The 25,987-nt window shown below is 62.4% G+C and carries 28 protein-coding genes and 4 pseudogenes; 16 read left to right on the top strand and 16 right to left on the bottom strand.

Annotated features, from left to right (window positions below):
- Positions 1-16 precede the first annotated feature (16 nt).
- The gene (gene trkA, locus ACUDAL_RS11365) at positions 17-1,390 is read left to right on the top strand and encodes a Trk system potassium transporter TrkA (protein ID WP_010626617.1); all 1,374 of its coding nucleotides are present in this window, start codon (positions 17-19) and stop codon (positions 1,388-1,390) included.
- 58 nt (positions 1,391-1,448) lie between these two features.
- Here the strand turns inward: trkA and ACUDAL_RS11360 are convergent, their stop codons facing one another.
- From ACUDAL_RS11360 to ACUDAL_RS11325, 8 genes are all read right to left on the bottom strand, one after another.
- Positions 1,449-1,892 (bottom strand): DUF411 domain-containing protein, encoded by a 444-nt coding sequence (locus ACUDAL_RS11360; RefSeq protein ID WP_444678204.1) that lies wholly within the window; start codon positions 1,890-1,892, stop codon positions 1,449-1,451.
- Positions 1,889-2,041: a hypothetical protein gene (locus ACUDAL_RS11355; RefSeq protein ID WP_176342912.1), complete on the bottom strand. Its 153-nt coding sequence runs from the start codon at positions 2,039-2,041 to the stop codon at positions 1,889-1,891. Before ACUDAL_RS11355 ends, ACUDAL_RS11360 begins: the two co-directional genes overlap by 4 nt.
- A 14-nt stretch (positions 2,042-2,055) precedes the next feature.
- Positions 2,056-3,159: a YncE family protein gene (locus tag ACUDAL_RS11350; RefSeq protein WP_086511163.1), complete on the bottom strand. Its 1,104-nt coding sequence runs from the start codon at positions 3,157-3,159 to the stop codon at positions 2,056-2,058.
- A gap of 69 nt (positions 3,160-3,228) precedes the next feature.
- Complete coding sequence (locus tag ACUDAL_RS11345) at positions 3,229-3,540, bottom strand: hypothetical protein (protein WP_444678203.1); 312 nt, start codon at positions 3,538-3,540, stop codon at positions 3,229-3,231.
- Between the two features lie 78 nt (positions 3,541-3,618).
- Positions 3,619-3,780 (bottom strand): DUF2933 domain-containing protein, encoded by a 162-nt coding sequence (locus tag ACUDAL_RS11340; RefSeq protein WP_444678202.1) that lies wholly within the window; start codon positions 3,778-3,780, stop codon positions 3,619-3,621.
- Positions 3,781-3,878: 98 nt separating this feature from the next.
- The gene (locus tag ACUDAL_RS11335) at positions 3,879-6,158 is read right to left on the bottom strand and encodes a heavy metal translocating P-type ATPase (RefSeq protein WP_234251127.1); all 2,280 of its coding nucleotides are present in this window, start codon (positions 6,156-6,158) and stop codon (positions 3,879-3,881) included.
- 70 nt (positions 6,159-6,228) lie between these two features.
- The gene (locus ACUDAL_RS11330) at positions 6,229-6,840 is read right to left on the bottom strand and encodes a Spy/CpxP family protein refolding chaperone (protein ID WP_234251128.1); all 612 of its coding nucleotides are present in this window, start codon (positions 6,838-6,840) and stop codon (positions 6,229-6,231) included.
- Positions 6,841-6,949: 109 nt separating this feature from the next.
- A complete protein-coding gene (locus ACUDAL_RS11325; protein WP_444678201.1) occupies positions 6,950-7,348 on the bottom strand; it encodes a hypothetical protein in 399 nt (132 codons plus the stop codon).
- Positions 7,349-8,051: 703 nt separating this feature from the next.
- On the opposite strand from ACUDAL_RS11325, the gene lgt reads away from it, so the two are divergent.
- From lgt to ACUDAL_RS11310, 3 genes and pseudogenes are all read left to right on the top strand, one after another.
- Positions 8,052-8,867, top strand: coding sequence for a prolipoprotein diacylglyceryl transferase (gene lgt / locus ACUDAL_RS11320; RefSeq protein WP_191224375.1), 816 nt, complete (start codon positions 8,052-8,054; stop codon positions 8,865-8,867).
- Positions 8,867-10,328, top strand: a pseudogene (gene cls / locus ACUDAL_RS11315) (cardiolipin synthase). The gene lgt and the pseudogene cls overlap by 1 nt, the downstream one beginning before the upstream one ends.
- A gap of 111 nt (positions 10,329-10,439) precedes the next feature.
- Positions 10,440-11,524 (top strand): annotated as a pseudogene (locus ACUDAL_RS11310) (L,D-transpeptidase family protein).
- A 54-nt stretch (positions 11,525-11,578) separates the two neighbouring features.
- Here the strand turns inward: ACUDAL_RS11310 and ACUDAL_RS11305 are convergent.
- Positions 11,579-11,938 (bottom strand): c-type cytochrome, encoded by a 360-nt coding sequence (locus ACUDAL_RS11305; RefSeq protein ID WP_086511154.1) that lies wholly within the window; start codon positions 11,936-11,938, stop codon positions 11,579-11,581.
- Positions 11,939-11,983: 45 nt separating this feature from the next.
- On the opposite strand from ACUDAL_RS11305, the gene ACUDAL_RS11300 reads away from it, so the two are divergent.
- The 9 genes and pseudogenes from ACUDAL_RS11300 (at position 11,984) to ACUDAL_RS11260 (ending at position 17,725) form a co-directional block, all read left to right on the top strand.
- Positions 11,984-12,334 carry a hypothetical protein gene (locus ACUDAL_RS11300; RefSeq protein WP_444678200.1) on the top strand — a complete coding sequence of 117 codons (351 nt, stop codon included), beginning with the start codon at positions 11,984-11,986 and terminating at the stop codon, positions 12,332-12,334.
- A gap of 649 nt (positions 12,335-12,983) precedes the next feature.
- Positions 12,984-13,316, top strand: coding sequence for a hypothetical protein (locus tag ACUDAL_RS11295; protein ID WP_140162527.1), 333 nt, complete (start codon positions 12,984-12,986; stop codon positions 13,314-13,316).
- Positions 13,317-13,387: 71 nt separating this feature from the next.
- Positions 13,388-13,887: pseudogene (locus ACUDAL_RS11290) on the top strand (multicopper oxidase domain-containing protein); the annotation flags it as partial.
- Positions 13,888-13,902: 15 nt separating this feature from the next.
- A complete protein-coding gene (locus tag ACUDAL_RS11285) occupies positions 13,903-15,024 on the top strand; it encodes a multicopper oxidase family protein (RefSeq protein ID WP_444679365.1) in 1,122 nt (373 codons plus the stop codon).
- 72 nt (positions 15,025-15,096) lie between these two features.
- Positions 15,097-15,609: a WD40/YVTN/BNR-like repeat-containing protein gene (locus ACUDAL_RS11280; protein WP_444678199.1), complete on the top strand. Its 513-nt coding sequence runs from the start codon at positions 15,097-15,099 to the stop codon at positions 15,607-15,609.
- 65 nt (positions 15,610-15,674) lie between these two features.
- Positions 15,675-15,965 (top strand): WD40/YVTN/BNR-like repeat-containing protein, encoded by a 291-nt coding sequence (locus ACUDAL_RS11275; RefSeq protein ID WP_444678198.1) that lies wholly within the window; start codon positions 15,675-15,677, stop codon positions 15,963-15,965.
- A 68-nt stretch (positions 15,966-16,033) separates the two neighbouring features.
- On the top strand, positions 16,034-16,804 hold the full coding sequence (locus tag ACUDAL_RS11270; RefSeq protein WP_254914247.1) for a ferric reductase-like transmembrane domain-containing protein: 771 nt from the start codon (positions 16,034-16,036) through the stop codon (positions 16,802-16,804).
- 137 nt (positions 16,805-16,941) lie between these two features.
- A complete protein-coding gene (locus tag ACUDAL_RS11265) occupies positions 16,942-17,310 on the top strand; it encodes a cation transporter (RefSeq protein ID WP_191224382.1) in 369 nt (122 codons plus the stop codon).
- A 127-nt stretch (positions 17,311-17,437) separates the two neighbouring features.
- Positions 17,438-17,725, top strand: a complete 288-nt coding sequence (locus ACUDAL_RS11260) for a hypothetical protein (RefSeq protein WP_444678197.1) — start codon at positions 17,438-17,440, stop codon at positions 17,723-17,725.
- Positions 17,726-17,865: 140 nt separating this feature from the next.
- Here the strand turns inward: ACUDAL_RS11260 and ACUDAL_RS11255 are convergent, their stop codons facing one another.
- The 3 genes and pseudogenes from ACUDAL_RS11255 to ACUDAL_RS11245 form a co-directional block, all read right to left on the bottom strand.
- Complete coding sequence (locus tag ACUDAL_RS11255; RefSeq protein WP_444678196.1) at positions 17,866-18,825, bottom strand: AI-2E family transporter; 960 nt, start codon at positions 18,823-18,825, stop codon at positions 17,866-17,868.
- Between the two features lie 132 nt (positions 18,826-18,957).
- Positions 18,958-19,389, bottom strand: a complete 432-nt coding sequence (locus tag ACUDAL_RS11250; RefSeq protein WP_444678195.1) for an ATPase — start codon at positions 19,387-19,389, stop codon at positions 18,958-18,960.
- 224 nt (positions 19,390-19,613) lie between these two features.
- Positions 19,614-20,866, bottom strand: a pseudogene (locus ACUDAL_RS11245) (IS256 family transposase).
- 426 nt (positions 20,867-21,292) lie between these two features.
- On the opposite strand from ACUDAL_RS11245, the gene ACUDAL_RS11240 reads away from it, so the two are divergent.
- The 3 genes from ACUDAL_RS11240 to ACUDAL_RS11230 all read left to right on the top strand — a co-directional run bounded on the left by ACUDAL_RS11240 (position 21,293) and on the right by ACUDAL_RS11230 (position 22,915).
- Positions 21,293-21,958 carry a response regulator transcription factor gene (locus ACUDAL_RS11240; protein WP_234245965.1) on the top strand — a complete coding sequence of 222 codons (666 nt, stop codon included), beginning with the start codon at positions 21,293-21,295 and terminating at the stop codon, positions 21,956-21,958.
- 384 nt (positions 21,959-22,342) lie between these two features.
- Positions 22,343-22,537 carry a hypothetical protein gene (locus tag ACUDAL_RS11235; protein WP_444678194.1) on the top strand — a complete coding sequence of 65 codons (195 nt, stop codon included), beginning with the start codon at positions 22,343-22,345 and terminating at the stop codon, positions 22,535-22,537.
- A 129-nt stretch (positions 22,538-22,666) separates the two neighbouring features.
- The gene (locus ACUDAL_RS11230; protein WP_255777370.1) at positions 22,667-22,915 is read left to right on the top strand and encodes a hypothetical protein; all 249 of its coding nucleotides are present in this window, start codon (positions 22,667-22,669) and stop codon (positions 22,913-22,915) included.
- A gap of 527 nt (positions 22,916-23,442) precedes the next feature.
- Here the strand turns inward: ACUDAL_RS11230 and ACUDAL_RS11225 are convergent.
- From ACUDAL_RS11225 to ACUDAL_RS11210, 4 genes are all read right to left on the bottom strand, one after another.
- Positions 23,443-23,796 (bottom strand): hypothetical protein, encoded by a 354-nt coding sequence (locus tag ACUDAL_RS11225; RefSeq protein ID WP_444678193.1) that lies wholly within the window; start codon positions 23,794-23,796, stop codon positions 23,443-23,445.
- The gene (locus tag ACUDAL_RS11220) at positions 23,793-24,308 is read right to left on the bottom strand and encodes a hypothetical protein (RefSeq protein ID WP_444678192.1); all 516 of its coding nucleotides are present in this window, start codon (positions 24,306-24,308) and stop codon (positions 23,793-23,795) included. Before ACUDAL_RS11220 ends, ACUDAL_RS11225 begins: the two co-directional genes overlap by 4 nt.
- Before the next feature lie 264 nt (positions 24,309-24,572).
- The gene (locus ACUDAL_RS11215; protein ID WP_444678191.1) at positions 24,573-25,619 is read right to left on the bottom strand and encodes a multicopper oxidase domain-containing protein; all 1,047 of its coding nucleotides are present in this window, start codon (positions 25,617-25,619) and stop codon (positions 24,573-24,575) included.
- A complete protein-coding gene (locus ACUDAL_RS11210; protein WP_444678190.1) occupies positions 25,616-25,960 on the bottom strand; it encodes a hypothetical protein in 345 nt (114 codons plus the stop codon). The genes ACUDAL_RS11215 and ACUDAL_RS11210 overlap by 4 nt, the downstream gene beginning before the upstream one ends.
- Between the last annotated feature and the right edge of the window lie 27 nt (positions 25,961-25,987).

Below are 25,987 nucleotides of genomic sequence, written 5' to 3'. Positions count from 1 at the left end.
CGCAAGGAGCTGTGAGATGAAGATCATCATCCTGGGGGCCGGCCAGGTCGGCGGCACGCTGGCCGAACACCTGGCCCGCGAGGAGAACGACATCACCGTGGTGGACACCGACGGCGAACGGCTGCGCGAGCTGCACACCCGGCTCGACATCCGCACCGTGGTGGGCCCCGGCTCCTACCCTGTGGTGCTGCGCCAGGCCGGCTGCGAAGATGCTGACATGCTGATCGCGGTGACCAGCCAGGACGAGGTCAACATGATCGCCTGCCAGGTCGCCCATACCCTGTTTCGCACACCCACCAAGATCGCCCGGGTGCGCGCCACCGCCTACCTCACCCGCAAGGGGCTGTTCGCCCACGAGGCGGTGCCCATCGACGTCTTGATCAGCCCCGAGCAGGTGGTCACCGACCACATTCGCCGGTTGATCGAACACCCCGGTGCACTGCAGGTGCTCGAGTTCGCCGGCGGCCTGGTGCAGCTGGTGGCGGTGAAGGCCTACTACGGCGGCCCGCTGGTGGGTCAGGACCTCGGCTTCCTGCGCCGCCACATGCCCAGCGTCGACACCCGGGTGGCGGCCATCTACCGCCGCAACCGGCCGATCATCCCGCGTGGCGACACCGTGATCGAGGCCGACGACGAGGTCTTCTTCATCGCCGCCCGGCGCGACATCCGCGCGGTGATGAGCGAGCTGCGCCGGGTCGACCGCGACTTCCGCCGGGTGGTGATCGCCGGCGGCGGCAACATCGGCGAGCGTCTCGCCGAACACCTCGAGCACAGCCACCAGGTCAAGATCATCGAGCATGGCCTGGAGCGCTGCACGGTGCTCTCCGAACGCCTCAACCGCACCGTGGTGCTGCACGGCAGCGCCACCAACAAGCGCCTGCTGGAAGAGGAGAACATCGAGGAGTGCGACATCTTCTGCGCGCTGACCAACGACGACGAGGTCAACATCATGTCGTCGATGCTGGCCAAGCGCATGGGCGCCAAGAAGGTCCTCACGCTGATCAACAACGCCGCCTACGTCGACCTGGTGCAGGGCGGCGAGATCGACATCGCCATCTCGCCGCAGCAGGCCACCATCGGCAGCCTGCTGACCCACGTGCGCCGCGGCGACATCGTCAACGTGCACTCGCTGCGTCGTGGCGCCGCCGAGGCCATCGAGGCCATCGCCCACGGCGACACCCAGTCGTCGAAGGTAGTGGGCCGCGCCATCGGCGAGATCGACCTGCCACGCGGCACCACCATCGGTGCCATCGTGCGCGGCAAGGAGGTGCTGATCGCCCACGACGACGTGGTGGTGGAGTCCGGCGACCACCTGATCCTGTTCGTGATTGACAAGCGCCGCATCCGCGACGTCGAGCGGCTGTTCCAGGTCGGGCTGACGTTCTTCTGATGGTCTGCTCGATGTCCACCCGCGACGAAGGCACCGGCCGCACCGGTGCCTGTCAGTCTCACAGCGTCATGAACGGCATCGGCTCCTGATCGGTGAACTGGTAGACGTCCCAGTCACCGCGCTTGGGTCCGGGCATGCCGGGGGTGCCGATGGGCATGCCGGCCAGCCCGATGCCGCCGATCCTCGGGCGCTCCTGGAACAGTCGCTCCACGGCTTCGAAGGGCACGTGGCCCTCGATGGCGTAGTCGCCCATCAGCATGGTGTGGCAGGAACCCAGGCCGAAGGGCAGGCCGACCTGCTGCTTGATCTTGCCGACTTCCACGTCGTCGATGATGGTGACCGAGACGCCTTTCTCTTCCAGTTGGCGGGCATACTCGTGACAGCAGCCGCACTCGGGGTTCATGTAGAGGGTGGCCTCGGCGGGCAGTGCGGCGTGGGCGGTGCCGGCGGCGCTCAGCAGCAGGCTGGCGGAAAGCAGCAGGGATGAGGTACGAGGGTTCATGAGCTTGCTCCGGTGGTGGGCTTGGACGAGGTGAACAGGTACTTGAGCAGGGCGGCAATGCCGAGGCCCAGCAGAGCGAGAACGGCTAGCGGCAACAGCCAGCCCAGCCAGCTCATGTGGCCCATCAGGGCGAGGCAGTCGGTCATCATGGTGGTGCTCCTTCTCAGTGGGCCAGCCAGGTCACGCCGTTGGGACCGTGGCCGGTGGCATGGGTGGCAACGATGTCGCCGGTTGTCAGATCGATGATCGACAGCGAATCGTCGAACAGGCTGGTAACGAAGGCGAAGCGACCGCTGGCGTCGATGCTGATGCCGTGAGCGCCCGCACCGACCTCATGGGTGGCAACGATCTGCTGGGTAGCGGTGTCGATCACCGAGACGCGGTTGTCGGGCTCGTCGCTCGTTCCTTCATTGGCCACCAGCATGAGCCGGCTATCTGGGGTGCCGTAGACCTGGATCGGCAGCCGATTGACCTCGACCGCGGTGGTGACTTCCCGAGTGGCGGTGTCGATCACCGCCACTCGGTTCTCGTCACGCAGCGAGACGTAGAGCTGGGCGCCGTCGGCGGTAAAGCCCACCTGTACGGGGGTTGCCCCCACGGGGATGCGCGCTACTTCCTCGCGGGCTGCCACGTCGATCACCGAGACGCTGCCATCCATCACGTTGGCCACGTAGAGTTCGCTCCCGTCGGGGCTCAGACGCAGGCCGTGGGGGTACTCTCCGGTGGCGATGGTGGCGACCACTTCCCGGGCGGTCAGATCGATCACCGACACGCTGGCATCGCCGGCATTGGTCACGAAGGCGAACTGGCTGCTCAGGTCGCTCACCACGTGCGCCGGATGGCTGCCTACCGGTATGACGGCGAGCGGTGTGCCATCGAAATCGAGGGCATCGAACACCTTCAGCTTGCCTGGCTCGTCGCCATGGGTGTGGCCATCGTCGCCATGCGCGTGTCCGGCGCGCTCGCCGACCGCCAGCAGGTAGCGCCCGTCGGCGCTGACCTGAACGTTATGCGGTGCGATGGCGATGTCATGTGTGGTCGTGGTGCCTTCGTCCAGTTGGATATGAGTCAGCGAGGCGCCATGCTCGTTGGCGGTGAACACTTGGCCGTGAGGCATCTGACCGGCCTGGCTGACGGTGCTGGCAAGCGTCAGACCGACGGCGAGCAGCCAGCCGAAGGCAGGGTGGAACCGCGTGGCCAGGTGTGTGTGGGAAATGGCAGCGGTGACGGGGCGACGAGCAAGGGTGCCTTTGCGAAAAAGGGTCATGATGAAACTCCTGATCTACGAAATCGTGTACGGCTCGGAATGGCCAGGCGGCGAGGCCGCCGATGTCGATCAGGCTCTAGGAGGGCGCTGCGGGGGCAACGAGGAGTGGGGCATGAAGGCCGCGTCGGGCGTGGCCGTTTGCTCGGCGGGCCCGGTGAGAGCCAGCCGCGTGCGGGGTATAACTGCGGTGCAGGTGCCGCAGTTATGTTCTTCGCTGTCGTTTGCTTCATGAAGCTGTTCGACGGCGATGCAGTCGACCGAGTCGGCCTGTATGGCGGCGTGCGTCGTGAGGCTGCTCATCGCCACCAGCAACGCGAGCAGCAGCGCCAGCAAGCGCAGGATGCGTCGATGTTGCAGGTTAAAAGGGGCGAATCGCGTCATGGTGTTGCCTCACGGTGCTTGGTCTCATCCTAAGGCGAGACGAGCTGCGCTGCATTGACCCAGCGCAACTCATCACCGTCACTCATCGCGATGCCGATGGCCATGGCCATGACGGTGCATCAGGAAGTGCATGCCCAGGCATAGCAGCATGGGCAGCAGCAGCCAGGCGCCGCCAGCGGTTTGTCCGCGCCACATGACCAGGACGAAGGCGCCGCCCATCAGGATCAGGCAGAGGGGCATCAGCCAGGCGTGCAAACCGCCTGAAGACGAGCCTCGGGATTCATCCCTCGAGCCGCGGTCCTGATGGGATTTCTGCGGCCGGGGGTCGGGAAGGGCGTTCATGAGGCATCTCCTCGGGGTTGTAGGCGGGCGTAACGGCGCTTGAGCAGCAGCGAATTGCCGATCACCGACAGCGAACTGGCGGTCATGGCGATGACGCCGATCATGGGGTGCAGCAGGCCTGCGGCGGCCATGGGAATCGCTGCCACGTTGTAGCCGCTGGCCCACAGCAGGTTCTGCACGATCTTGCTGAAGGTGGCGCGGGAGAGGTGCATGGCCTCCACCACGCCGGTGAGCTCGCCGCGTACCAGGGTCACGTCGGCGGCCTCGATGGCCACGTCGGCGCCGGCGCCGATGGCGATACCGACGTTGGCCTGCTTGAGGGCGGCGGCATCGTTGATACCGTCACCCACCATGGCCACGTGGGGGCCGTGCTTCTCCTGCAGCTTGCGAATGGCCTCGACCTTGCCTTCGGGCAGCACGCCGGCCTGGACCTCGTCGATGCCGACCTCGGCGGCCACCGCCCGGGCGGCGCGCTCGTTGTCGCCGGTGATCATTACCACGTGCAGGCCGAGCGCGTGCATCCCGCGAATGGCCTCGACCGACTCGCCCTTGAGCGTATCGGCGACTGCCAGGACACCTCGGGCACGGCCCTCGGCGGCGACGATGACGGCGGTACGCCCCTTGCCTTCGAGCTCATGCATGGCCGCGTCCAGCGCTTCCAGCCCTGTGATGCCCTCCTCCTCGAGCAGCCGGCGGTTGCCGATCAGCACCTGCTTGTCTTCGACTCTGCCGGAGACGCCGCGGGCGCCGGTGGAGCGAAACTCGCTGACCTCGCCGGGCTTGATGCCGCGCTCGATGGAGCCGTCGACGATGGCGCGAGCGATGGGGTGCTCCGAGGCGTTCTCGACGCTTGCCGCCAGTCTCAGCAGCTCTTTCTCTTCGACTCCTTCCGCCGTGACCACCGCAGTGAGCTTCGGCTCGCCGCGGGTGATGGTGCCGGTCTTGTCGAGCACCATGACCTTGATGTCCTTGAAGGTCTGGATCGCCTCGCCGGAACGGATCAGGATGCCGCGCTCGGCGCCGATGCCGGAGCCGACCATCAGGGCCGTCGGCGTGGCCAGACCCAGCGCGCAGGGGCAGGCGATGACCAGCACGGCGATGGCGGCGATGAGTGCCAGCACCGGTGTACTGGCTTCCGGGTTCACCCAGGGCAGGAAGTTCGCGCCCCAGTCGAGGATCGGGCGCAAGACGTCGGGAATCAGCAGCCAGGCGACCAGGCTGGCCAGCGAGATCAGCAGCACCGCCGGCACGAAGCGGCCGGTCATGCGGTCGGCGAACTCCTGGATCGGCACCCGCGAGCCCTGGGCCTGGTCGATCAGGCGTACCACCTGGGAGAGGAAGGTATCGCCACCGACCTTGGTGGCCCTCACTCGCAGCCGCCCCTCCTTGTTGATGGTGGCGCCGATCACGCTGTCGCCGACGCTCTTGTAGACGGGGATCGATTCGCCGGTGGCGATGGATTCGTCGAGGTGGCTCTCGCCCTCGATCACCTCGCCGTCGGTGGGGATCTTGTCGCCGGGGCGCACGACCATGATGTCGCCGGGCTCGAGCTCCTTCACCGGCACTTCTACCTCTTCGCCACCGCGTTCCACTCGAGCGGTCTTGGCGCCGAGGGTCAGCAGGCGACGAATGGCTTGCGAAGCGCGCCCCTTGGCCAGTGCCTCGAGATAACGACCCAGCAGATGAAAGGTCATGATGGTGGCCGCCATCTCGATGAAGGAGGTCATCGGGTAGACGAAGCCGATCAGGCCGATCAGGTAGGGCGGCAGGCTGCCCATGGAGATCAGCACATCCATGTTGAAGGTGCCGTTCTTCAGCGAGCGCCAGCTCGAGCGATGGGTGGCCGCACCGCCATACAGGAACACCACCGGGAAGGCGAGCAGGGCGACGATGGCCAGGTAGCCGGGAATCGGCTGCCAGAACATGTGCGGCATCATCAGGATCATGATCAGCGTGGTGGGCACGCCGGCGATCCACAGCCGCTTGCGGGCCTGACGCAGGTAGCCTTCCTCGATGACGGCATCTGCCTCGCCATCCGCCTCGGCTTCGCCGCTTACCGCCGCGACGTCATAGCCGGCCCCCACCACCGCCTGCTTCAAGGCATCGGCGTCGGGGCCGCCCTGCTCAACGCCGACGCTGACTCGGTGGCTGGCGATATTGGTCTGGATTTCGCCGACGCCGTCGAGGCGCTGGAGCGTCGTGCGTACGATACCGGCACAGTGGTCGCTGCCCATGCCGGGTACTGTCAGGGTGATCCGTTTCGTCGCTGTGGTCATCGCATGCTCCCTCGCGCCGTGTTCCCGGGCGGCCGTGGCCGGCCGCCCGATACCAGGCGACTATCGACGATCAGTGGTGGGCCGCGTGGTCATCCGACTCGTCGGCTTGCGGTGTGGCCTGCTGTTGCCATTGCTCGCGCTGCTCGTCGGTGAGCAGGTCGTGCATGGCGTTACGCATGCGCACCATCTCCGCCATCATCTCGCCATGGAGTTCCGCCATCTGGGCATGAATGGCCTGCACCTCTTCAGGATCGGGCCGTTCGGTATGCATGGCAGCCATCAGGTCGTCGCGCAGGTTCATCAGCTGCCCCATGCGCTCGAACTGGGCGGGGCGATGCTCACGCATGAGTTCGCGCAGTTCGCTGCGCTGTTCGGGCTCGAGCATCTGCATCATGCCTTTGGCGCCATCCATCATCGGGCAGGGCATCATGCCGCCGCCCATCATGCCGGGACCCATGCCGCCGCCCATCATGCCGGGGCCCATGCCACCGCCCATCATGCCGGGGCCCATGCCACCGTCCATCATGCCGGGGCCCATGCCACCGCCCATCATGCCGGGGCCCATGCCACCGCCCATCATGCCGCCTCCTGGCCCCATCCCCTGGGCAAGAGTCAGGCTGGAGGCGGTAGTACCGATAGCCAGGGCGAGACCCGTGGCAATTGCGAGCTTGCGCAGTTTCATGTCGTTCTCCTGTGAGCGTGAACGCTCGGGGTTTGCTGCCGGAATTGGCGAGCGTCCAGTGGGACGTCACCGGGAATTGCCGCAAGACAGATGGGGTGCTGCAGAAGAGTCAGGGACGCAGGCGCTTCGTCAACAGATAGAGCGGTGGGTTGGCAAGCGTGGGAGCGGCACTGGGCAGGCCGATGGTGACGGCGACGGGCGGCGGTGTCACCGCGGGAACAGGGCGATGGCAAGGAGTGCCATCGACGTCCAGGCGCTCCGCGCGCAGCAGGAGCTCTGCGGCATGTTCCCCGCTGTGGCCGTGCTCGCAGTGTGGCGCAGGTGCTGGCGGGTTCGCTTGCGCAAGGCTTTCGACGACGGAGTGTGGGGATGCCGGCGCTGGATGCGCCGTGGCCTGAACGCCGAACACTACGGCCATCGACAGCAGCAGCAGGCTGAAAAGCCAGCTGCGGCACCACCCGCGGCGGGTGATGCGGTGCTGCGTGACAGTGGATGCTCGCTGCGACATGGCGTAGCGCTCCGACTTGAATAGGCAATATCAGAATAGACGAACCCGCTGAGCCTCCCTTTGACTTGTATCAATCAGCATCGCTTTTCTCAACCTGGGTGCCGCACATAGGTTTGTTGTTTTCTTGCTTTTTTTGTCATGAGAACAGGGGCGCTTGCGACTCGCTTGCGAGCATGGAAGACTAGGCACGACCATGACCTACACTCGGTTGATCCATTTCGATGCGTTCTCGCCCTTTCGCCTGGCTGCTCTGTCTCCTCTTCGGCATCGTGCTTACGCTGCCGCAGGTGGCCCTGGGCGCCTGGAATTACGCTGACGCCGATTGCCAGACGGGCACCTCTTCGTCTCTGGACGCTGGCCTCGTGTTCGAGGCCGACAACGGCCAAGCCCAGGGGGCGAACAACCTGCCTGTACGAGTGCAACACCGGTTTGCTCCAGTGCCGGCCTAGCGCTTGCCTCAGTGGCCCCTCGCTCACTCGAGCCTCGTCGGCCCGTCGACACGACGCTTCTCCACGCCCCTCGCGAGCGACCGGAGCGCCCTCCGCGGGCATAGCGCCTGCCCCTTTCTGAATGATGCTTGCCCGCACAGCGGTGTCGCTGTGCCCGGCATTGGATTCGGAATGTCGATGCTCAGCGGCATTCACACTCAATTCGCCGCAGGTGCGATGGCTCCAGCCATGTGCCTGCAAGGAGCATGATCGAGATGAACTATCCCGACATCGATCCGGTGGCCATCGCCATCGGGCCGCTGCAGATACACTGGTATGGGTTGATGTACGTGGTGGGCTTCGTCGCCGCTTGGCTGCTGGGGCGCTATCGCGCCCATCGCCTGGGGCTCACTCATGACGACATTGGCGATCTGCTGTTCTATGCCGCCATCGGCGTGGTGGCCGGAGGACGCCTGGGGTATGTGCTGTTCTACGGTATGGAGCAGTTCCTGGCCAACCCGCTGTGGGCCTTCCGGCTCTGGGATGGGGGAATGAGTTTTCATGGCGGCCTGATCGGCGTGCTGCTGGCGGCGCTGCTGTTTGCGCGCAAGAAGAATCTCGCCTTCTTCCAGCTGACCGATTTCATCGCTCCGCTGGTGCCGATAGGGCTGGGCGCTGGGCGCATCGGCAACTTCATCAACCACGAACTGCCGGGACGCGTGAGCGATCTGCCCTGGGCCATGCCGTTCCCGCACCTGGGGCCCGAGCCACGCCACCCTTCGGCGCTCTACGAGTTTGCCCTCGAGGGTGTGGTGCTGTTCGCGGTGCTGTGGTGGATCTCGAGCCGCCCTCGGCGCAGAGGTCTGGTATCGGGGCTGTTCCTGCTGCTCTATGGGGTCTTCCGCTTTGCCGTGGAGTTCGTGCGCCTGCCCGATGCCCATATCGGTTTCATCGCCTTCGGCTGGGTGACCATGGGCATGCTGCTGACCCTGCCGATGATCGCCGCCGGCGCAGCGCTTATCGCATGGTCGCGGCGGCAGGCTCGCGATGAGCGAGTCGCGGTGTCGACTTCCGTGCAAGAGGCGAGTTGATGGTCGCCTGGTTGACGCGCTCACGGCCCCGGGGGCGCCGCTCCTGGGGCAAGCTGGCCGTGTTCATGCTGGTGGCGCATGTGGTAGGGCTGGTCTCGTCGGTGGAAGCGCTGATGTCGAGCCGCACGTCCCAGGGGCAATCGCCTGGATCGTCTCGCTCAACACCATTCCCTACGTCGCCGTGCCGACCTACTGGATCTTCGGGCGCAACACCTTCGAAGGCTATGTCACCTCGCGGCGTGACGAGGATTCCGAGCTGGCCCGAGCCCTGGCGGACAAGCTCGGCGAGCTGCGCGCGCATGGCGTCGAGTGGCCGCACGAGCACCGTCACCTGGCCGGCGTGGAGCAGTTGGCCAAGCTGCCTTACCTGGGCGGTAACGACGCCACGCTGTTGATCGACGGCGAGGAGACCTTCGCCAGCATCTTTGCCGGTATCGACGCTGCGGAGCGTTACCTGCTGGTGCAGTTCTACATCGTGCGCAACGACGACCTCGGCCGCGAGCTCCAGCAGCGCCTGATTGCCAAGGCCAGCGAAGGTGTCGAGGTCTATTTCCTGTACGACGAGATCGGTAGCTACAAGCTGCCGAACGCCTATCTGCAGGCGCTGCGCGATGCCGGGGTGAACGTACACCGCTTCCACTCGACGCGTGGGCCGGGCAACCGCTTCCAGCTCAACTTTCGCAATCACCGCAAGATCGTGGTGGCCGATGGCGCGAGGGCCTGGGTCGGCGGCTTCAACGTCGGCGACGAATACCTGCAAGGGCACCGCAAGCTAGGGCCCTGGCGGGATACGCATCTCAAGCTGGAGGGGCCGGCGGCGCTGGCGCTGCAGCTCGTCTTCATCGAGGACTGGCATTGGGCCACCGAGGAGGTGCCCGATCTGCCCTGGGAGCCGGCCGTGCCGTCGGTCAATGGGGTGCCGGCGCTGATCCTGCCCACCGGTCCGGCGGATCGCTTCGAGACCGCCAGCCTGATGATCCAGCAGGCGATTCATTCCGCGCGCGAGCGGATCTGGATCTCGAGCCCCTATTTCGTTCCCGACGAGGGGTGCAGGGTATGCTCAAGCTGGCGGCACTCAACGGTATCGATGTCAGGATCCTGATTCCCGAGCGACCGGACAATCTGCTGACCTTCTATGCGGCCTATGCCTTCCTGGGGCCGCTGATCGACGCCGGGGTCGAAATTCATCGCTATCAGGAAGGCTTTCTGCACGGCAAGGCGTTTCTGGTGGACGACGTCTGGGCCGCCGTGGGCACGGTGAACCTCGACAATCGCTCCTTCCGCCTCAACTTCGAGGTGACGGCGCTGATCATGGACCGGGAGTTTGCCAGCGATGTGGAAGCGATGTTCGACCGTGACTTCGCCAGATCGCGCCAGATGACGGCTGAGGACATTCTCGACCGGCCGCTTTGGCATCGTGTCGCCGGGCGGGGCGCCTATCTCTTTGCCCCCGTATTGTGAGCCGGCGAATGGTGAACCTGGAGCCCTTGAGGTGTCGAAACTGGCACAGATCGTTATGATAGAGGCATTTTTCATTAGTTTCCTAAGGATGGACAGGCAAGAGGCAATGCTATGAACCTTTACGCTACGGTACGTGAGTGCAACTGGCTCTTGCGACGCCAGACCTGGTTGTCCCTTGGTCTGGGCATACTGGCCACCGTGTTGCTGGCCGGGATGAGCTGGGCCGAGGAAGCACCGGAGGAAAACGGCAACGAAACGGAGCAGGAGTGGCCCAAGGGGCACTATCCTCTGCCTGAGCAGGGCGACGTCATCGGCGAGGATTACGTTGTCAAGGCACAAGCCGAGGAGACCCTGCTCGACATAGCCCGCGCCAACAACGTCGGCTACGAAGAGATCCGCCGTGCCAACCCCGATGTCAGCGTGTGGATGCCGGGCGAGGGCACCGAAGTGCTGATTCCCGGCCGCTTCATCCTGCCCCCGGTAGAGCGCAAGGGCATCGTGATCAACGTGGCCGAACTCAGGCTCTATTACTACCCGCCGACGAGGAGGGTGAGACACCGCGCGTCGAGACCTATCCCATCGGCATCGGTCGCGAAGGTTTCGATACGCCGCTGGGCATCACCAAGACCACCATGCGGCTCAAGGACCCGGCCTGGTATCCGCCCCGCTCGGTACGTGAGGAGGCCGCCGCGCGTGGCGAAACGGCGCCCGCCGTGGTGCCACCGGGGCCGGACAACCCGCTGGGCAGGCATGCCATCCTGCTCGATATCCCCGGCTATCTCATTCACGGCACGAATCTGCCCGATGGTATCGGCATGCGGGCAAGCCGCGGCTGCATCCGCATGTTCCCCGAGGACATCGAGTCGATCTTCGACCGCGTGCCGGTCGGTATGCAGGTACACCTCATCAACCAGCCGATCAAGGCGGGTTGGGACGGCGACACGCCCTACGTGCAGGTCTACGAGGCGCTGGGCGAGCAGGAAACCGGCATGGCCAACCTGATGGAAACGCTGGCCATGCTGCAGCGTGACGATGACGAGCCGGCAACGGCCCTGAACTACGAAATGCTGCGCGAGCTGCTCGAGAATCCCAGCGGGGAGGTCATTGCCCTGACGCCGGCGCCCGAGCCGGAACCGGAGCCCGAAGAAGAGGAGCCTGAAGAGGATCATCTGCTCTGGCGCGAACTGGCCGTCTAGTAGTCTTGGTAAGGCCGTGAGCGAATCGGGCGCCCTTGGGCGCCCGATTCGTTTTCAGTGCTGGTGAGCCTGGGCGTACTGCTCGTCCGGCGCTTGCGTCAGGCCATGGCGAATGTAGTGCACCACGGACCAGATTTCCTTCTCGCTCAGCTTGGTGTCGAAGCGCGGCATGGCGCTCTCGGCATTGCCCTCGCTGATGATCCAGGCATATTCCGCGGCGCCATGGGCCGGCCCGTGCAGCGCCAGGTTGGTGGGGCTGGGATCGAAGTAGGCGACGGCGGGCGCCAGGCCATCGCCTTGGCCCAGCGGGCCATGGCAGGCGGAGCAGTACTGCTGGTAAATCTGCTTACCGCGGGCAAGGGTTTCGGCGCTCAGCGGCAGAGGGTTCTCACGGGCTGCCCATGCCTCCGGCATGGCCCGATCGTGAGCATGCTCATGCGCGTGGTCATGTGCGTGGTCATGATCGTGCGCATCATGAGCCGCTTCCGCGTGCTCGGCATCGTGGGTGCGATGAGCAGGGTCGTGCTTCTCCGCGCTGCCTGCGTGGTCGTGACCCTGGTGGTCGTGGCCGTGATCGTGCTGATGACCGTGATCGTGGGTCGCCTTACTTCCATGCTCCTGTTGGTCATGGTCATGGTCATGTGCCGCATGGCTCACACTCGTTGGAGCGACATGCGTATGTGCCGGCTCGTCATGCGCGAAACTCTGCGTTGCCTGTGTGCCGGCCAGCAGCATGCCGGCCATGAGTACGGCGGCTCGGGCGGTTATTCCTGGCATGGCGGGCTTGCCCGACAGCAAGGGGCTGAATAGGTGAGAAGGGTCGCCATGGTGGGCTCCTGATAGACAGCATACGAGGTCAATGGCACTGGCGCGCCGGGTCGTTAGCGGCAAATCAGGCGGTTCTGGGAGGTCGCTCATCCATGAAGCAGGGAGGAGTGGGCCGGACCCCGGTATGGCAAGGGGGCCGCGTCGCCAGGGCAGGCGAGCTCAGGGTCGCAGCGAGCGGCATGGCCCCACTCATGCAGTGGCTGCTGCTCAGGCAGCTGACCTGGCACTCGGTCACATCGGTGTGGGCCGTCTGGCCGCAGGCGGGGTGCTCGTCTCGGGCTGCCTCATGCTGGCCATGGGCGGCATCGCGCACAGCGTCCACGCTGGCAAGTGCCGTTGAGCCTGCCGACAGCGACAGGACCAGGCACAGGCTGACCAGGACAAGCAGTATTCTGCGCATGAGCGGCTGGTATCCGATGAAGAGCTACCCGTTCATCATCGCGATGTGAAGAAAGGCAGACAAGCGCCGCCGGCTCGCAAGCCGCGAAAAGTCACCATTTCCTGATCTCGGTCAGCCGACCACCCCGAACGCAAGAATCTTTCAGGCAAGGTATGGGCAGGACCCAGGTTGCTCCCCCTCTCCCGAGCATGAAATACTCCGGTTACCACTGGCTCATACGTCCCTACCTCCATGCGTCGATTCTCCTGGCACTGGCTACTGAGCCTGTCGCTGGCCCTGATGTTGGTCATCGTGCCACCCGTGGTTGCCGGTGGGCACCATGGCGATACTTCCTGCCTGGATAGCCTGGTAGCCCAGGAGCAGCCGCTGGCCTGGGAAATGACCGATCCGGATGAGCCGCATTCCTCCGCAGCGTCTCCCTGCTGCCTACCCTGCCTGCAGTGCGGAACCGTCGTGATGTCGTCGGACGGTCGCGCCTTGGCGTCTTCATTGATCTCGTTCGATGCCGTTCCCGACGGGCCTTTTGGACCGCCGGATCCCATCGAACGCCCTCCTCGGGTCTGAACCTCTTTTCCCTGATGGCGCCGCGGACGATCGATTCGCGGTGAGAGCGTACATGTCTCGAGGACAAGTCAATGAAACGTCGTGAATTCTTGGGCTACTCGGCGCTGGGCGCGCTGTTGCTGTCGACGGCTGGCACCATGGGTTACGCCCTGTCTCGCCAGCACCCCCATGGGGTGCCGCCTGCCAGCCTGGCCGCCTTGCCGAAGGGCGGCCAGCCGCTACAGCCGCTGCCGCGTATCGTCAACCTGAGCGAATCCGCCGGCCGCTTTCGCAGCGTGCTGACCCCGGCTCCCCACAGTGTGCCCCTGAGCGATGAGCTCGAGGCCAGGCTATGGCTCTACAACGGCAAAGTGGCGCCACTGATCGAGGTGAGAGAGGGCGATGAGCTGGATATCACCCTGATCAACGAGCTGGAGCAGGAGACCACCTTGCACTGGCACGGCGTGCCGGTACCGCAGGCGCACGACGGCGCCCCTGGGACGCCGTGGCGCCGGGTGAGTCGCGCCAGTACCGCTACGCCTTCCCCAGCGGGAGTGCGGGCCTGCACTGGTTCCACCCCCACCCTCACGAGGGCACGGCCAGGCAGGTGGCGCATGGCCTGGCGGGAGCGCTGCTGGTTCGCCCCGCCGAGGATGCACTGCCTGCCGGGGTCGAGGAGCACCTGCTGGTGATCAGCGACCTGCGCCTGAGGGCGAATGGCGAGGTCGCGCCGCATACCGCCAAGGACTGGATGAACGGCCGCGAGGGCGAGCTGCTGCTGGTCAACGGCCAGCGCGAACCGCGGCTCGATGTGGCGCCGGGCTCTACCTTGCGCCTGCGGCTGATCAATGCCTGTGCCGGACGCTATCTGCGCCTGCGTCTGGATGATCACGAGTTGATCCTGATCGGCACCGACGGCGGGCCGATCGAGCGGCCGCAGCCGCTGGAGGAACTGCTGCTCACTCCGGGCGAGCGGGCCGACCTGCTGGTGCGGGTCAGCGAGCGGGCCGAGGGACACTTCCAATTGGCCAGCCACCCCTACGAGCGTGGCTGGATGGGCGACAGGCCGCCCCATCTGGACGACGTGGCACCGCTGCTGGCGATTCACACGCTCGACTCGGCGGTTCAAGCTCCCATCGCACTGCCCGAGCGCCTGGGCCGTGTCGAGCCGTTGGGTGAACCGGCAGTGCAACGCCGGGTGGAACTGACCGAAGTGATGCCGGGCCATGACGATCACGGTGCCGGCCACGGCGATCCGCATGCCGGCCATGGCGATCCGCATGCCGGCCATGGTGATCCGCATGCCGGCCATGGCAGCGGCAGTCATCATGGTACCCACGGTCCTGGCCATGGGGCTGATCATGCAATGGACCAAGCGGCTGAGCGCCCCGAGGTGGATTTCCTGATCAACGGTCGTGCCTTCGCCATGGATGAGATTCTGTTCGAAGGCAAGGTGGGCGAGGTGGAGGAGTGGGAGGTCTTCAACAACTCCCACATGGATCATCCCTTCCATGTGCACGGTACCCATTTCCAGGTGATCGCCACCCGCGATGCCGAAGGCGAATGGCAGCAAGCGCCTTGGCTGGCCTGGAAAGACACCGTCAATCTGGCGCCTTATCAGCGTCTGAAGCTGCGAATGGTGTTCCGTGAACCCGGCGACTGGCTGTTCCATTGCCACATCATCGAGCACGAGGAGCTCGGCATGATGGCGACGATCCGCGTGAGCTGAGATCGCCGCTGCTTCTTCAATCCGGGGCCGCCGGGCGGCTCCGGGTCCAATCATGATGAGAGAGATTTCACGATGCGCTATTTCCAAAGCGCCTTTCTGCTGCTGACTGCGTTGGCGACCCTGCTGTTGGCGGGCTGCTCACGCGAAGAGAAGGGTATCAGCCTGGAGCAGCTGCGCCAGCAAACCCATATACACGGCCTGGCCTTCGACCGCTCGGACAGCGATCGCCTCTGGCTGGCTACCCACCATGGCTTCTACGCCGTTGGTGCCGACCGAATGGCGCGCCGGATTTCGGAAGAGACCCATGACTTCATGGGCTTCACGCCGCACCCTGCCGACGCCGAAACGTTCTTCGCCAGCGGCCACCCGGCCCGAGGCGGTAACCTTGGCCTGGTGGTTTCCACCGATGGCGGCAAGCGCTGGGAGCAGCGTTCGCCAGGTGTCGATGGCCCGGTGGATTTTCATCAACTTACCGTCAGTGAGGCCGACCCGAATGTGCTCTACGGCGCTTACGCTGGCTGGCTGCAGGTCAGCCATGACGGGGGCATCAATGGCAGATCCAGGGACGAGCTCCCGACGGCCTGATCGCTCTGGCGGCTTCCAGCCGTGACCCCGAGCATCTTTTTGCTGCCACCCAGGGCGGATTGCTGATGAGCCCCAATGGCGGCCAGCGCTGGCGTCCCATTCACCCCGAGCGCCGTCCCGTAAGTCTGGTGGTGGCCCATGATGGGCGGCTCTATGCCTTCATGCTGGATAGCGGTCTGTTGATGGCCGAAGAGGCCAACCGCGAGTGGGAAGTCGTGAAGCGTGGTTGGGGAGAGCGTTATCTCCTGCACCTGGCGGTGGATCCCAGCAACCCTGAGCGCCTGGTGGCAGCCGATGACGAAGGGCGGCTGCTGCAGAGCGACAACGGCGGTCGCGACTGGGTACGCCTCGACTGACGCCATTTATCAGCGCGCTTAGCCCGGCGAAGTCGAGACGTCAGGATAAAGAGGAGAGAGGGTTGGAGATGGAGCATAGAGCACAGGCTAGTGGAATCATGGATGAAGGGGCATCACCAACAAAAACCAAGGAGCAGACAAAGAGCTGGCACTTTGGCAAGCACTTCGCTGTCGCCCTGACCGGTGCCGCGGCAGCCGGGCTATTCTGGTTGAGCCGTATGGAGTGGGACGCGGAAATGCGCACTTGGCGGGCCTTCGGTGATGCCGCCTTCATTCTATTGGTTGTCGTCATGGCGATAGGTCCGCTGGCAAGGCTGTGGCCCCGGAGACTAGGTTATCTCGTCAATTGGCGGCGAGCTTTTGGAATCTGGTTTGCCATTTTTGCCTTGGTACACGGTTTCCTGGTGTGGGATGGCTGGGCACGCTGGTCGATCCGCGGTCTTTTAGGCTATCAGGACTTGCCGGTAGTGGGGCTTTCGGACCCAGTTCTCGTTGACCCGGGCTTCGGGCTTGCCAACATGATCGGTCTGATCGCTCTCTTCCTTGGGCTCGTGCTGTTCGCCATATCGTCCGACAAGGCCATGCGCTTCCTGGGCAGCTCAACATGGAAGCACCTTCAGAATTACGCTTACGTAATTTTCTATCTTGTAGCCCTTCATGCAAGCTACTTTCTCTTCTTGCACTATGAGCTGAGCCTCAGGAATCTGGTTTTTCAGCGTGGGGTTCCGGATCCAAACTGGTTTCGATTCTGGTTCCTTGCTCTTATCGGAAGCGTCTTGATCTTGCAATCGGCAGCTACGTTGAAAATTCTCTTTCAAAGAAAGCGAAGAGGTGCATAAAGTAATAACGTCATGTCTGGCTGTTTTTTTAAGGTGAGATCAAACTTGATCCATATCAATGTGAGTGGCTCCAGTCCGAGCAATACTTAAAGGACTGATGCGCTAGCACGATACTCTTGAAGAATAAGGTAATTGATATGAGCGATAAAGATCGCCGCTTGGGTGTGTCCGAGATCAATCTGGTAACCCGGCATCTGAAGCTGGTGCCCTGTGATGAGGCGGCGATTCAGGCGGCAATCGCCGACATCGATCAGCTTTATGGGCTAGAGAGTGTATCGTATGACTCAAGGAAAAGTCGGCTCGACCTTGCTTATGATGCAACGCGAATATGCCTCGACTGTGTGGAGGATATACTGAGGAAGCATGCAGTCGAGGTAAGCCATGATTGGTGGACGAGGTTGAAGGAAGAACACTACCGTTTTGTCGATCAGAACGTAAAGGATAATGCAACTCATGAGCCTTGGAGTTGCCACCAAAAAACGCATGGTAGTGGGAAGAGAAAATAGGAGAAGCTTTTTTGGGAGAAAGGCCATGAATTGTTTTAGAAAGTCTCTGCTTCTTATTGCCTGCTTGACATTATGGAGTACTGGGTCATTGTCAGCCGAGGATAGATACTCCCAGTCGGCTGATGGCATGACCGTATATATTGGTATTCTGCCAGCAGAGATGATAAGGGAGCATCGAGTCATTCATCAGGGGCGTGAGGGTATCACGACCCGGGAGCAACACCTCATCGTTACTGTAGTAGATGAGGAATCCGGCCAGCGAATCGAGGACGCTGAAGTTGCTGCACGCATACGGCATGAAGGTCATGCTGGAACGTATCGGTCGCTGGAGCCCATGTCTATCGCCGATACGATTACTTATGGCAATTTCTTCAGTTTTCCAGAAGAGGGGAGTACCATCTTCAGTTGCGGATAAAACGAAGTGGAGAGCCCGCCACAGAGATGGAATTTCATCATCGCCATGTGCTTGAGTGAGGGGTTTTCGTCCACCTGGAGTCAACATTCGCGTTATCCAGCAGGTGTCATGAAAATGATGACAAATCGTGACGATGGCGATCAGTAAGGGGACGCCCATAAAAGCCCCGGGTATGCCCCAGAGCATTCCCCAGAAAAAATGGAAAATACGACGGAAATTGGTGAAATGGCCAGCGCATGACCTTCGAGTTTGGGATCCAGGAGGTTGCCAATCGAAAACTGTATCAATGTCATACCGAGAAGAATCAGAGCCGGATCTTGCCAGCTATCGAACTGGACAACGGAAAAAATTACTGGTGGGAAAACGGCTAGAATGGAACCCAGGAAAGGAATGTAGTTCAACGCAAAGGCCAAAATTCCCCAGGCGATGGCGAGATCGAGACCTGTCAGCAATGCGAATAGCCAGGTCAAAATGCCTGTCAAGAAGCTGACTACGGAGCGGACGAGCATATAGCGGCGGAATTTCCATCCGAGAGCATGGCATGCACTCAACAACCGTCCGGCTACGTCTTCTCCCAGGGCATGCGGAAGACGCCGCTGCATGTCATTGGCTTCCAGTAACCCCAAAATAAGAAAGATCAGGGATAACGCCATAAATCCAATGATTGCATTGATGCGCATCACTGTCTCATGGAGCAGATGAAACACTTGGCTGAGACTGAATGGGTCGCCGGCGGTGGGCCAAAATGCAATACCCCGCTCTTCGACCCACATGCCGATGCTGTAGTAAGTCTCCTGCGCACGCGGACCGTACTGCGATAGACCGTCCACAACGACGCGGACGCCGTAGCCCATAAGCAGGAGAATGGCTGAGGTTGCAATGAGCACAAGGAGCACTGCAATGACAAGGGCGAGTACACGCAGCGCTCGCTTCCCCTTGAGCATACGGTGCTGGTATACCGGCCACACCAGTGCCATAAGAAAGAGGGAAAAAGCCATGGGTGCGACAAGAACGCGAAGCCAATATAGCGAAGCTGCAAAGAGTATTATCGCAATCAAGCCAAGGGCGGTGATATGAGGTGACCTTCGATCATCATTCATGGCCTTGCTTTGCCTCTGCATGATATAGATCGGCCTCTAACGCCCAGCAGCTCTGTGACGAACCGCCGAGCGGGATATCGCTCGGCGATGCTTGCGTCAACGGTGCCGTTGGCGTGGTGGAAGCATTGTCCTTCATAGATCCCGTGTGCGGTTGGTCTGGTGGGCCAGGCGCATTGCTTCATGATGTTCCAGCTTGAGTAGCTCGCCGATCAGCTCACGTGTTTCGGGAATCTCTGTACGTCCCTCGAGGTAGCGATAGAAGTCGATGATTTGATTGTGAAGATCGAAGATTTCCTGGCAGATCTCGTCGAAGCTCATTTCCGCATAGGGTGCATTGCATGACTGGTGCGGCTTGATGGGCTGGTAGGAAATGTAGTCGTAGAGCCAGGTATTCAACGCCTTGGGATCGGCCTGTTTCTCGAAGCCGGCGTCGACCTTTTCCAAGGCCGCCTCATGGTCTGCCAGATAGGTCAGCAGCCACTTGGCGCGCTCTTCATCCTGCTGCGTTGAGCAGTGTTTCAGGCAGTGCGCCATATGTTCATGCAGGGTGCGTGTCCACTCCACCACGTCTTGGAAGGTTGAGACGTACATGATTCATTCTCGCTGTATTGATGGATTCTGAAATCTGGCCTGTGCAAAGGCCAGCTGTAGGCGAGCTGATTCGCAGCATCAGGTTCAACCCGCCATTGATTGGCACGGCGTATGGGTGTCTGACGCCGATTGGTCTTTTCACCATAGCTCACTGTCCAAGGAGATCGCGAGTTATCGTCAAATCTGGTGGATGGCGATCAGGCCGCATTCCTGTCTGATTGATCAACTACTTGCTCCCCGTCCTGGAACTTGACGTTGCTGACGACCAGTTCCAGCTTCTGGAAGTGCTTGATCCTCCTCCATCGCTTTTGAGCGCTCTGGAGCAGCTTGAAGACCATCGCCAGGGTCGTCGCCCGGGAGCCGCAGTTCCGGCTCCGTTTGGTCCTCAGGCGGACCGTGGCGAAGGTCGACTCGATCGGGTTGGTGGTGCGGATATGCACCCAGTGCTCTGCCGGGTAGTCGTAAAACGCCAGCAGCTCGTCCCGGTCCTTGGCCAGGCACCCCATCGCCTTGGGGTACTTGGCCTCGAAACGCTTCACCGTGCGATCGAAGGCCCTGTGTGCCTCGTCGCGGGTCTCGGCCATCCAGATGTCATGGAGGTCCGCCTTGACTTTGGGCTGCACCGATTTTGGCAGTTTGTTCAGCACGTTGGCCGTCTTGTGGACCCAGCAGCGCTGATGGTCGGTTTCCGGGTAAATCTTGCTCAGCGCCGCCCAGAACCCCATGGCACCGTCACCCACTGCCAGCTTGGGAGCCTGGGCCAGGCCACGCTCTCGTAGCCCTGTCAGCAAGGTCTCCCAACTGGCCGCCGACTCGCGAAAGCCGTCCTCGACGGCCACCAGCTCCTTGCGGCCCTGCTCGGTGACGCCAATGATCACCAGCAGGCACAGGCGGTCACCCATGCGGACGTTGCTATACACACCGTCGGCCCACCAGTAGACGTAGTGTCGGTCGGCGAGGTCCCGCTTCCTCCACTCGGTATGCTCGTCTTCCCACTGCTTCTTGAGCCGTGACACGGTGTTGGCCGACAGACCCTTGGCCTGGTCGCCGAGCAGCGCCGCCAAAGCCTCCTGGTAGTCGCCGGTAGAGATCCCTTCAGGTAGAGCCAGGGGATCAGCTCCTCGATGCTGCGGGCCCGCTTCAGGTAGGGCGGCAGCAGACTGCTGTTGAAGCGAGCGCCACCACCGCTACGGTCGCGCACCTTGGGCACCTGCACGCTGACATCCCCGACCCCGGTCTGGACGGTGCGCTCGGGCAGGTAGCCGTTGCGGACCACCGCTTGGCGCCCATCATCGAGCCGCTGGTCGGCGTACTGTGCCAGGAAGGTGGCCAGTTCAGCCTCGACGGCCTTGGCGATCAGGTCACGGGCACCTTGACGAAGCAGCTCGTGCAGCGGGTCAGTGACCGGGGGTTCTGGTTGTGAAAGAGCCCGGAGGGTAGAATCCGTCATGGCGTATCCACTCATGTTGATTGAGATCTTGGTCGTGATCAATCAACAGGATACGCCACCCTTCCTACCTCCTCCCATACACCAGAAATCACCATAGCTCGAAGGTGGATCGCGTCATCTAGTTCGAAGCGGGCGAGATGATGTTCGGACCTGAGGCATTGGCGGTCGCCTCGGAGAAACGGTAAAGTTCGAAATACACAATAGTGGTCACGTGTTCATCATTATTGACAGCGCGGCGGTCATGACATAGCCGAGGGTGAGCATGGCGACCATAAGCCTGATGCCTGCCGTGACCATAGCCCTGGCGAGGCTGCCACCCCGTTCGGACGGCACCCTAGGGGATAAGCCAACTGGAAGACGCCAGCAGCATACCCGGCCACTACGAAGCCGGCATGGTGGGAAAATCGACTTTAAGGGGTAAGTACGATGAAGCTGTTACTTCTCGAGGATGATGACTTGCTGGCAGAGAGCTTGTCAGAAACTCTGGAAGACAACGGCTACCGTGTTGATTCGGCTGCCACTGTTCAGGCAGCCGAGTCCTTGATGGAGACAGAGGATTATGCCCTAGCGATTCTTGACCTGGGGTTGCCGGACGGCTCAGGACTCGACTTGATCGCGCACTGGCGCTCTCAAGGGCGTCGCTTGCCTATACTGGCTCTTACCGCACGGGATACCTGGGAAGACAAAGTCGCTGGCCTGCGCCGAGGAGCCGATGATTACCTGACTAAGCCGTTTCACGAAGCAGAACTGTTGGCACGCCTGCATGCTATTTTGAGACGGCAGACAGGTCATTTGAATGCCATGCTCAACGTCAATGGTATACAGCTCGATGAGGAGAAACGTCAGGTCAGCACTGACGGGTGTCATTGGCAGCCGTTGACGGCGACGGAATTCCGGCTGTTGCGCTATCTGATGCATCATCCCGACCGCGTCTTGTCCAAGGCGCAACTGCTCGACCAACTCTACTCCCTAGAACAGGACGCTCCCGCCCTGAATCTGGTGGAGGTGTATATCGCTAAGCTACGACGCCGACTGGGCAAGCACACCATTCAGACCCGGCGCGGCCAGGGCTATTTCTTTGCGTCGCGTTGAGCGTCGCAGCCTGCTCTTCCGCCTGCTAGTCTTAGGGAATTAGCGCTAATCGTGGTAGGCGTGACCTGGCTGTTGCATGGCACCCCTGTTGCACGATCTGGCACGAAGCTTTCTTGATGAACGGTTGCGTATATGGGCAGAGCATACGCTGCTCCAGTTTCGCCAGAGGCAACTCTCGGCGCAATTATGGCAGGCGGGGAGTCCTGCCTTACAGGTTTTCCATCACCTCTAGGTGCTGGAGTTCTATGGTGAGATCACCACGTTGCATCCAAGCTGGCACGAAACGTTGGCGCCTTACCTAGGGGGCAAGGATGGAGCATTGGATATCCGTTTCCTCTGGCGAACGACGGGCCAGGACGCCACCTTTCCGGCCTGCAGGAGCAGATGGGCCACGCGGGACCGATCATCATTGGTACCGCCGAGCGCGAGCCGTTCCGCTTAGATCACGAGCTTGTGGTGTTGCTAACTGTCTGGACCTACGAAGATCCGGCCATGGTTTTTACGCAACCTGAAGACTGCCGAGGGCTATTACACCTCCAGAAACACACCATAACGGACTTCCTGGCCGACATGAGCTAGAACGGCTTACGGGAAACGGCCCTCACGCGTGCTATGTGGGCACGAATGCGCATGAGTTCGCTCGACATCGCCGACTGCATGTATACCTACTTGGTGAATGGCCAGGCGCCTGAGCAAAACTAGACGGATCTGTTCAAGCCGAGTGAGCAGCTACGCCTGAGGTTCATCAATGGCTCGGCAATGACTTACTTCGATGTGCGTATTCCGGGGTTGAAGAAGACGGTGGTTGCATTCGACCGCCAGCCCGTGCCGGTCGACGAATTCCGTATCGCCGGTGCTGAGATCTTTGACCTCATCGTGACTCCCGAGGCGGATTCGGCGAATACCGTATTCGCCGAATCCATGGCCCGCAGTGGCTTTACCCGAGCGACCTTCTGACGCTACAACGGTGACCGTCGGACATCCTTGAACTCGATTTTTTGAAGATCGACACGCGGCATTCCTTGAGGCAACACGAACTGGTCATGCCGGCAATGCGGTCCTTTTTCGCGCCACGTTTCAACATCCTCAGCGGTAGAAACGACCTCCACTAACACGCTTTGCTCGAAATCACCCGCACCCACACTGGGGTTCGGGGCCTCGGCATGGGCCAGAGCGAGTCCACTGAGCAGCGCTAGCAGTCCGAACAGCGAGAGCCTTGCCCACTTCACGGGAGTTTAAGACGCTTTGTGTTTGTATAAGCTGCGAGAGTGCATGGCGCATCGTGTCTGACACTGTGTGATTCATTCACCATAGCTCACTGGCATCTAATACCGCTTGATCGACATCAAGAGATATTCGCCTGTCAAACTGCGGACAGTGCTCTGGTGGCCGGGATGCGTACGGCATGGGATACTGGATGACCTTGACCTTTCCTCCCAGCCGACGCCCCGCGGCCTAGACGCAGCCTGGAGCATGGTAATCATTTAAAAGTGATAGATTGCGCTCAGGATCGTGCTGTAGTCGATGTCGCGGCGCCCGCCCACGGGAAACTGGTAGGCGGCACGCAACTCGACGGCATCAGTCACGCTGTAGCCTACCCCGAGCAGCGCCTCGAAGACGTGGCGTCCGGCCTGCTCGCCGCGCATCTCGCTACTGCCGATCAGTTCTGCCATCACCGTGGTCAGCCCCGACGGATAGTGGCCGGGCGTAACCTCGCCGTCGGCCATCGCGAAGAGCTGCGGCGCCCGGAAGGTGTAGGCGAGCCCGGCACCGTAGAAGAGCTCCACATCACCGCTGCTCAGCCCGTACCGGGTCCCGAGCTCGGTCTGCAGGGTCACCCAGTTGCCAAGATCAGACCAGGTCGTGATCGACGGGCCGAAGGCGTACTCATCGCCGTGGCCCATCGGGATTGCGAGCTTGAGGTTGGTCGAGAGCAGGAAGCGGGGGCCTCGACCAGGAGAAAGCGCGGCGCGATCTTGAAATCCCCCAGCTCGGTCTCGGTTTCGCCTGCTTCGCGTTCACGCTCTAACTCCGCCTCCACCATCAGACCGATCCGGCGCGTGAAGGCCCACTCGAGCTCCACCTCCAACTCCTCCTCGATTGCGTGGGGCTCGCGCGTGTAGCGATAGACGAAGAAGAAATCCCGGTCGAGGTAGGCGGGCTCGAGATTGAACAGGTGCACGAACGGGGTACCTTCCCGGCTGTAGTGGCTGTGCACCCAAGGATCGAGCCAGCCTTCGGTCAGCGAGAAACCCAGGTACGGGAGGTACTCGGCCGTCGGCGCCGGAACCTCGCTCGCGCGTGGCGAAGCCGGTTCATGCGCCAGTGCGCTCTGAGCAGCCCCTGCCACAGCCAAGGCACCGAGCAGCGCCGGGACCAGGCATCGCTGAAGGTGGCGGGAAGTACGGGTGCCAGCCGGCTGCGGTCGCAGTAAGGCATTCGATGCGCTCATCCTTTGATTTTCCATCAGGTTCTTTCTCTCTTTTCACTGGAACGATATAACATTGCATTCCGTCGCTGCACCCACAGGTGGGCGAGCGCCCCGGCCCGAGGTTCACGCTAAGGGTGAACCTCGGGGTAACCCCGGAGCGAAAGGGTTCTTAAGTAGGCGTGCTCAATGATGGCCCTCGTGGCCCGGTCCACCGCGCGCGGGCGCCGCCTCGCGCGGCACGACATCAACCCCGTCGCGTCTGAGCTCCTCCTCGCGGGCAAGCCGCGCCTCGGTGCCTTCCGGGTTCTCGTACCAGCCCGGATCGACGTCGTAGCTTTCGAGCTCGTCGCGGACCTTGAGGATGGTCACCATGCCGCCCATGGTGATGTAGCCGCGCGGACCGCGCTTGCCCACCATGGGGATGCTGTTCTCCGGCACCCGCATGTGACCCGCCTCGACGTGGACCCCGTGATCCCCCATCCCCGTCTCGCCCATGGTCATGTAACCGGGCAGAATGCTCCGCATCCGCTCATCGAAATTTCCGCGCTCGAAGCCGATCATATTCGGGATGCCGTGGCCCATCTGGTTCATGATGTGATGGGTCATATGGCAGTGCAGCCCCCAGTCGCCCGGGTTGTCGGCGACGAACTCGATGGTGCGGGTCGAGCCTACCGGCATGATCACGGTGGTCTCCGGCCAGCGTCCGGCCTCAGGGATGACCCCACCGTCCGTTTCGACGACATCGAACTTATGGCCATGGATATGAATCGGATGGTGACTATCGGCGCTGAGGTTGGCGATCCGGATCCTAACTCGATCCCCCGTGCGCACCACCAGCGGCGCGGTACCGGGGAAGGCTTTGGCATTGATGGTAAAGATGTTAAGCGCCCCCATCTCGTTAGGATCCGGTCGTTCGGTGCCGGCGTGGATCGCCCACTCGCTCAGTAGCAGCGCGAAGTCGCGGTCCACCGGCCGGCGATCCGCCGCGCGCCGCGGATGCACGACCAGGGCCCCCATCATCCCCATCGCCATCTGCGTCATCTCGTCGTGATGCGAGTGGTACATCAGCATCCCGTGCTGATGGAAGGTCCATTCGTACTTGAAGGTCTCGCCCGGGCGGATCGGCGCTTGATTGAGCCCCGCCACACCGTCCATGCCGCTTGGCAGCAGCACACCGTGCCAGTGGATCGAGGTCTCGGCAGGCAGGCGGTTGGTGACGTAGATCCTCACCCGATCCCCTCCACCGCCTCGATCGTCGGACCGTGCACGCGACCGTTGAAGCCCCAAACGTTCGCTTCGAGGCCCGGTGCGAACTCGTGGCGCACGGGCTCGGCGATAAGGTGGTAGACCTTGATCCCGTCGACCACGCGATACTCGAGGCTCACCCCGTTGGGCGTCACCACCGGCTGGTAGTCCTCCCCGCGCCGACCCGGCTCGAGCGGCGGTCGGGCCCAGGCCGGGCCATGTCCTGCCGCTGCTGCCTCCTGGGCGTTGACCTTGCCGGCATAGTGCAGCACGCCGGTGCCAGCAACGAGCGCCGCGCCCGCCCCTTTCAACATATTTCTACGCATCAAATCCATCGTTCAGTCCTCTGCAAG

The organism is Halomonas sp. E19 (genome assembly GCF_052439355.1).
Classification (GTDB): domain Bacteria; phylum Pseudomonadota; class Gammaproteobacteria; order Pseudomonadales; family Halomonadaceae; genus Halomonas.
The sequence above is the reverse complement of the archived record's forward strand: the minus strand, read 5'-3'. Positions and strand labels throughout refer to the sequence as shown.

Excerpts from the sequence above, each read along its gene's own strand:
- ACUDAL_RS11275 (WP_444678198.1), top strand. The coding sequence starts at position 15,675 with ATGAGCCCCAATGGCGGCCAGCGCTGGCGTCCCATTCACCCCGAGCGC.
- lgt (WP_191224375.1), top strand. The coding sequence starts at position 8,052 with ATGAACTATCCCGACATCGATCCGGTGGCCATCGCCATCGGGCCGCTG.
- ACUDAL_RS11360 (WP_444678204.1), bottom strand. The coding sequence starts at position 1,892 with ATGAACCCTCGTACCTCATCCCTGCTGCTTTCCGCCAGCCTGCTGCTG.
- ACUDAL_RS11265 (WP_191224382.1), top strand. The coding sequence starts at position 16,942 with ATGAGCGATAAAGATCGCCGCTTGGGTGTGTCCGAGATCAATCTGGTA.
- ACUDAL_RS11255 (WP_444678196.1), bottom strand. The coding sequence starts at position 18,825 with ATGAATGATGATCGAAGGTCACCTCATATCACCGCCCTTGGCTTGATT.
- ACUDAL_RS11305 (WP_086511154.1), bottom strand. The coding sequence starts at position 11,938 with ATGCCGGAGGCATGGGCAGCCCGTGAGAACCCTCTGCCGCTGAGCGCC.
- ACUDAL_RS11325 (WP_444678201.1), bottom strand. The coding sequence starts at position 7,348 with ATGTCGCAGCGAGCATCCACTGTCACGCAGCACCGCATCACCCGCCGC.
- ACUDAL_RS11240 (WP_234245965.1), top strand. The coding sequence starts at position 21,293 with ATGAAGCTGTTACTTCTCGAGGATGATGACTTGCTGGCAGAGAGCTTG.
- ACUDAL_RS11350 (WP_086511163.1), bottom strand. The coding sequence starts at position 3,159 with ATGACCCTTTTTCGCAAAGGCACCCTTGCTCGTCGCCCCGTCACCGCT.
- trkA (WP_010626617.1), top strand. The coding sequence starts at position 17 with ATGAAGATCATCATCCTGGGGGCCGGCCAGGTCGGCGGCACGCTGGCC.
- ACUDAL_RS11300 (WP_444678200.1), top strand. The coding sequence starts at position 11,984 with ATGATCGTGCGCATCATGAGCCGCTTCCGCGTGCTCGGCATCGTGGGT.
- ACUDAL_RS11270 (WP_254914247.1), top strand. The coding sequence starts at position 16,034 with ATGGAGCATAGAGCACAGGCTAGTGGAATCATGGATGAAGGGGCATCA.
- ACUDAL_RS11340 (WP_444678202.1), bottom strand. The coding sequence starts at position 3,780 with ATGCCCCTCTGCCTGATCCTGATGGGCGGCGCCTTCGTCCTGGTCATG.
- ACUDAL_RS11335 (WP_234251127.1), bottom strand. The coding sequence starts at position 6,158 with ATGACCACAGCGACGAAACGGATCACCCTGACAGTACCCGGCATGGGC.
- ACUDAL_RS11235 (WP_444678194.1), top strand. The coding sequence starts at position 22,343 with ATGGGCCACGCGGGACCGATCATCATTGGTACCGCCGAGCGCGAGCCG.
- ACUDAL_RS11355 (WP_176342912.1), bottom strand. The coding sequence starts at position 2,041 with ATGATGACCGACTGCCTCGCCCTGATGGGCCACATGAGCTGGCTGGGC.
- ACUDAL_RS11280 (WP_444678199.1), top strand. The coding sequence starts at position 15,097 with ATGCGCTATTTCCAAAGCGCCTTTCTGCTGCTGACTGCGTTGGCGACC.
- ACUDAL_RS11260 (WP_444678197.1), top strand. The coding sequence starts at position 17,438 with ATGACCGTATATATTGGTATTCTGCCAGCAGAGATGATAAGGGAGCAT.
- ACUDAL_RS11295 (WP_140162527.1), top strand. The coding sequence starts at position 12,984 with ATGCGTCGATTCTCCTGGCACTGGCTACTGAGCCTGTCGCTGGCCCTG.
- ACUDAL_RS11210 (WP_444678190.1), bottom strand. The coding sequence starts at position 25,960 with ATGCGTAGAAATATGTTGAAAGGGGCGGGCGCGGCGCTCGTTGCTGGC.
- ACUDAL_RS11330 (WP_234251128.1), bottom strand. The coding sequence starts at position 6,840 with ATGAAACTGCGCAAGCTCGCAATTGCCACGGGTCTCGCCCTGGCTATC.
- ACUDAL_RS11345 (WP_444678203.1), bottom strand. The coding sequence starts at position 3,540 with ATGACGCGATTCGCCCCTTTTAACCTGCAACATCGACGCATCCTGCGC.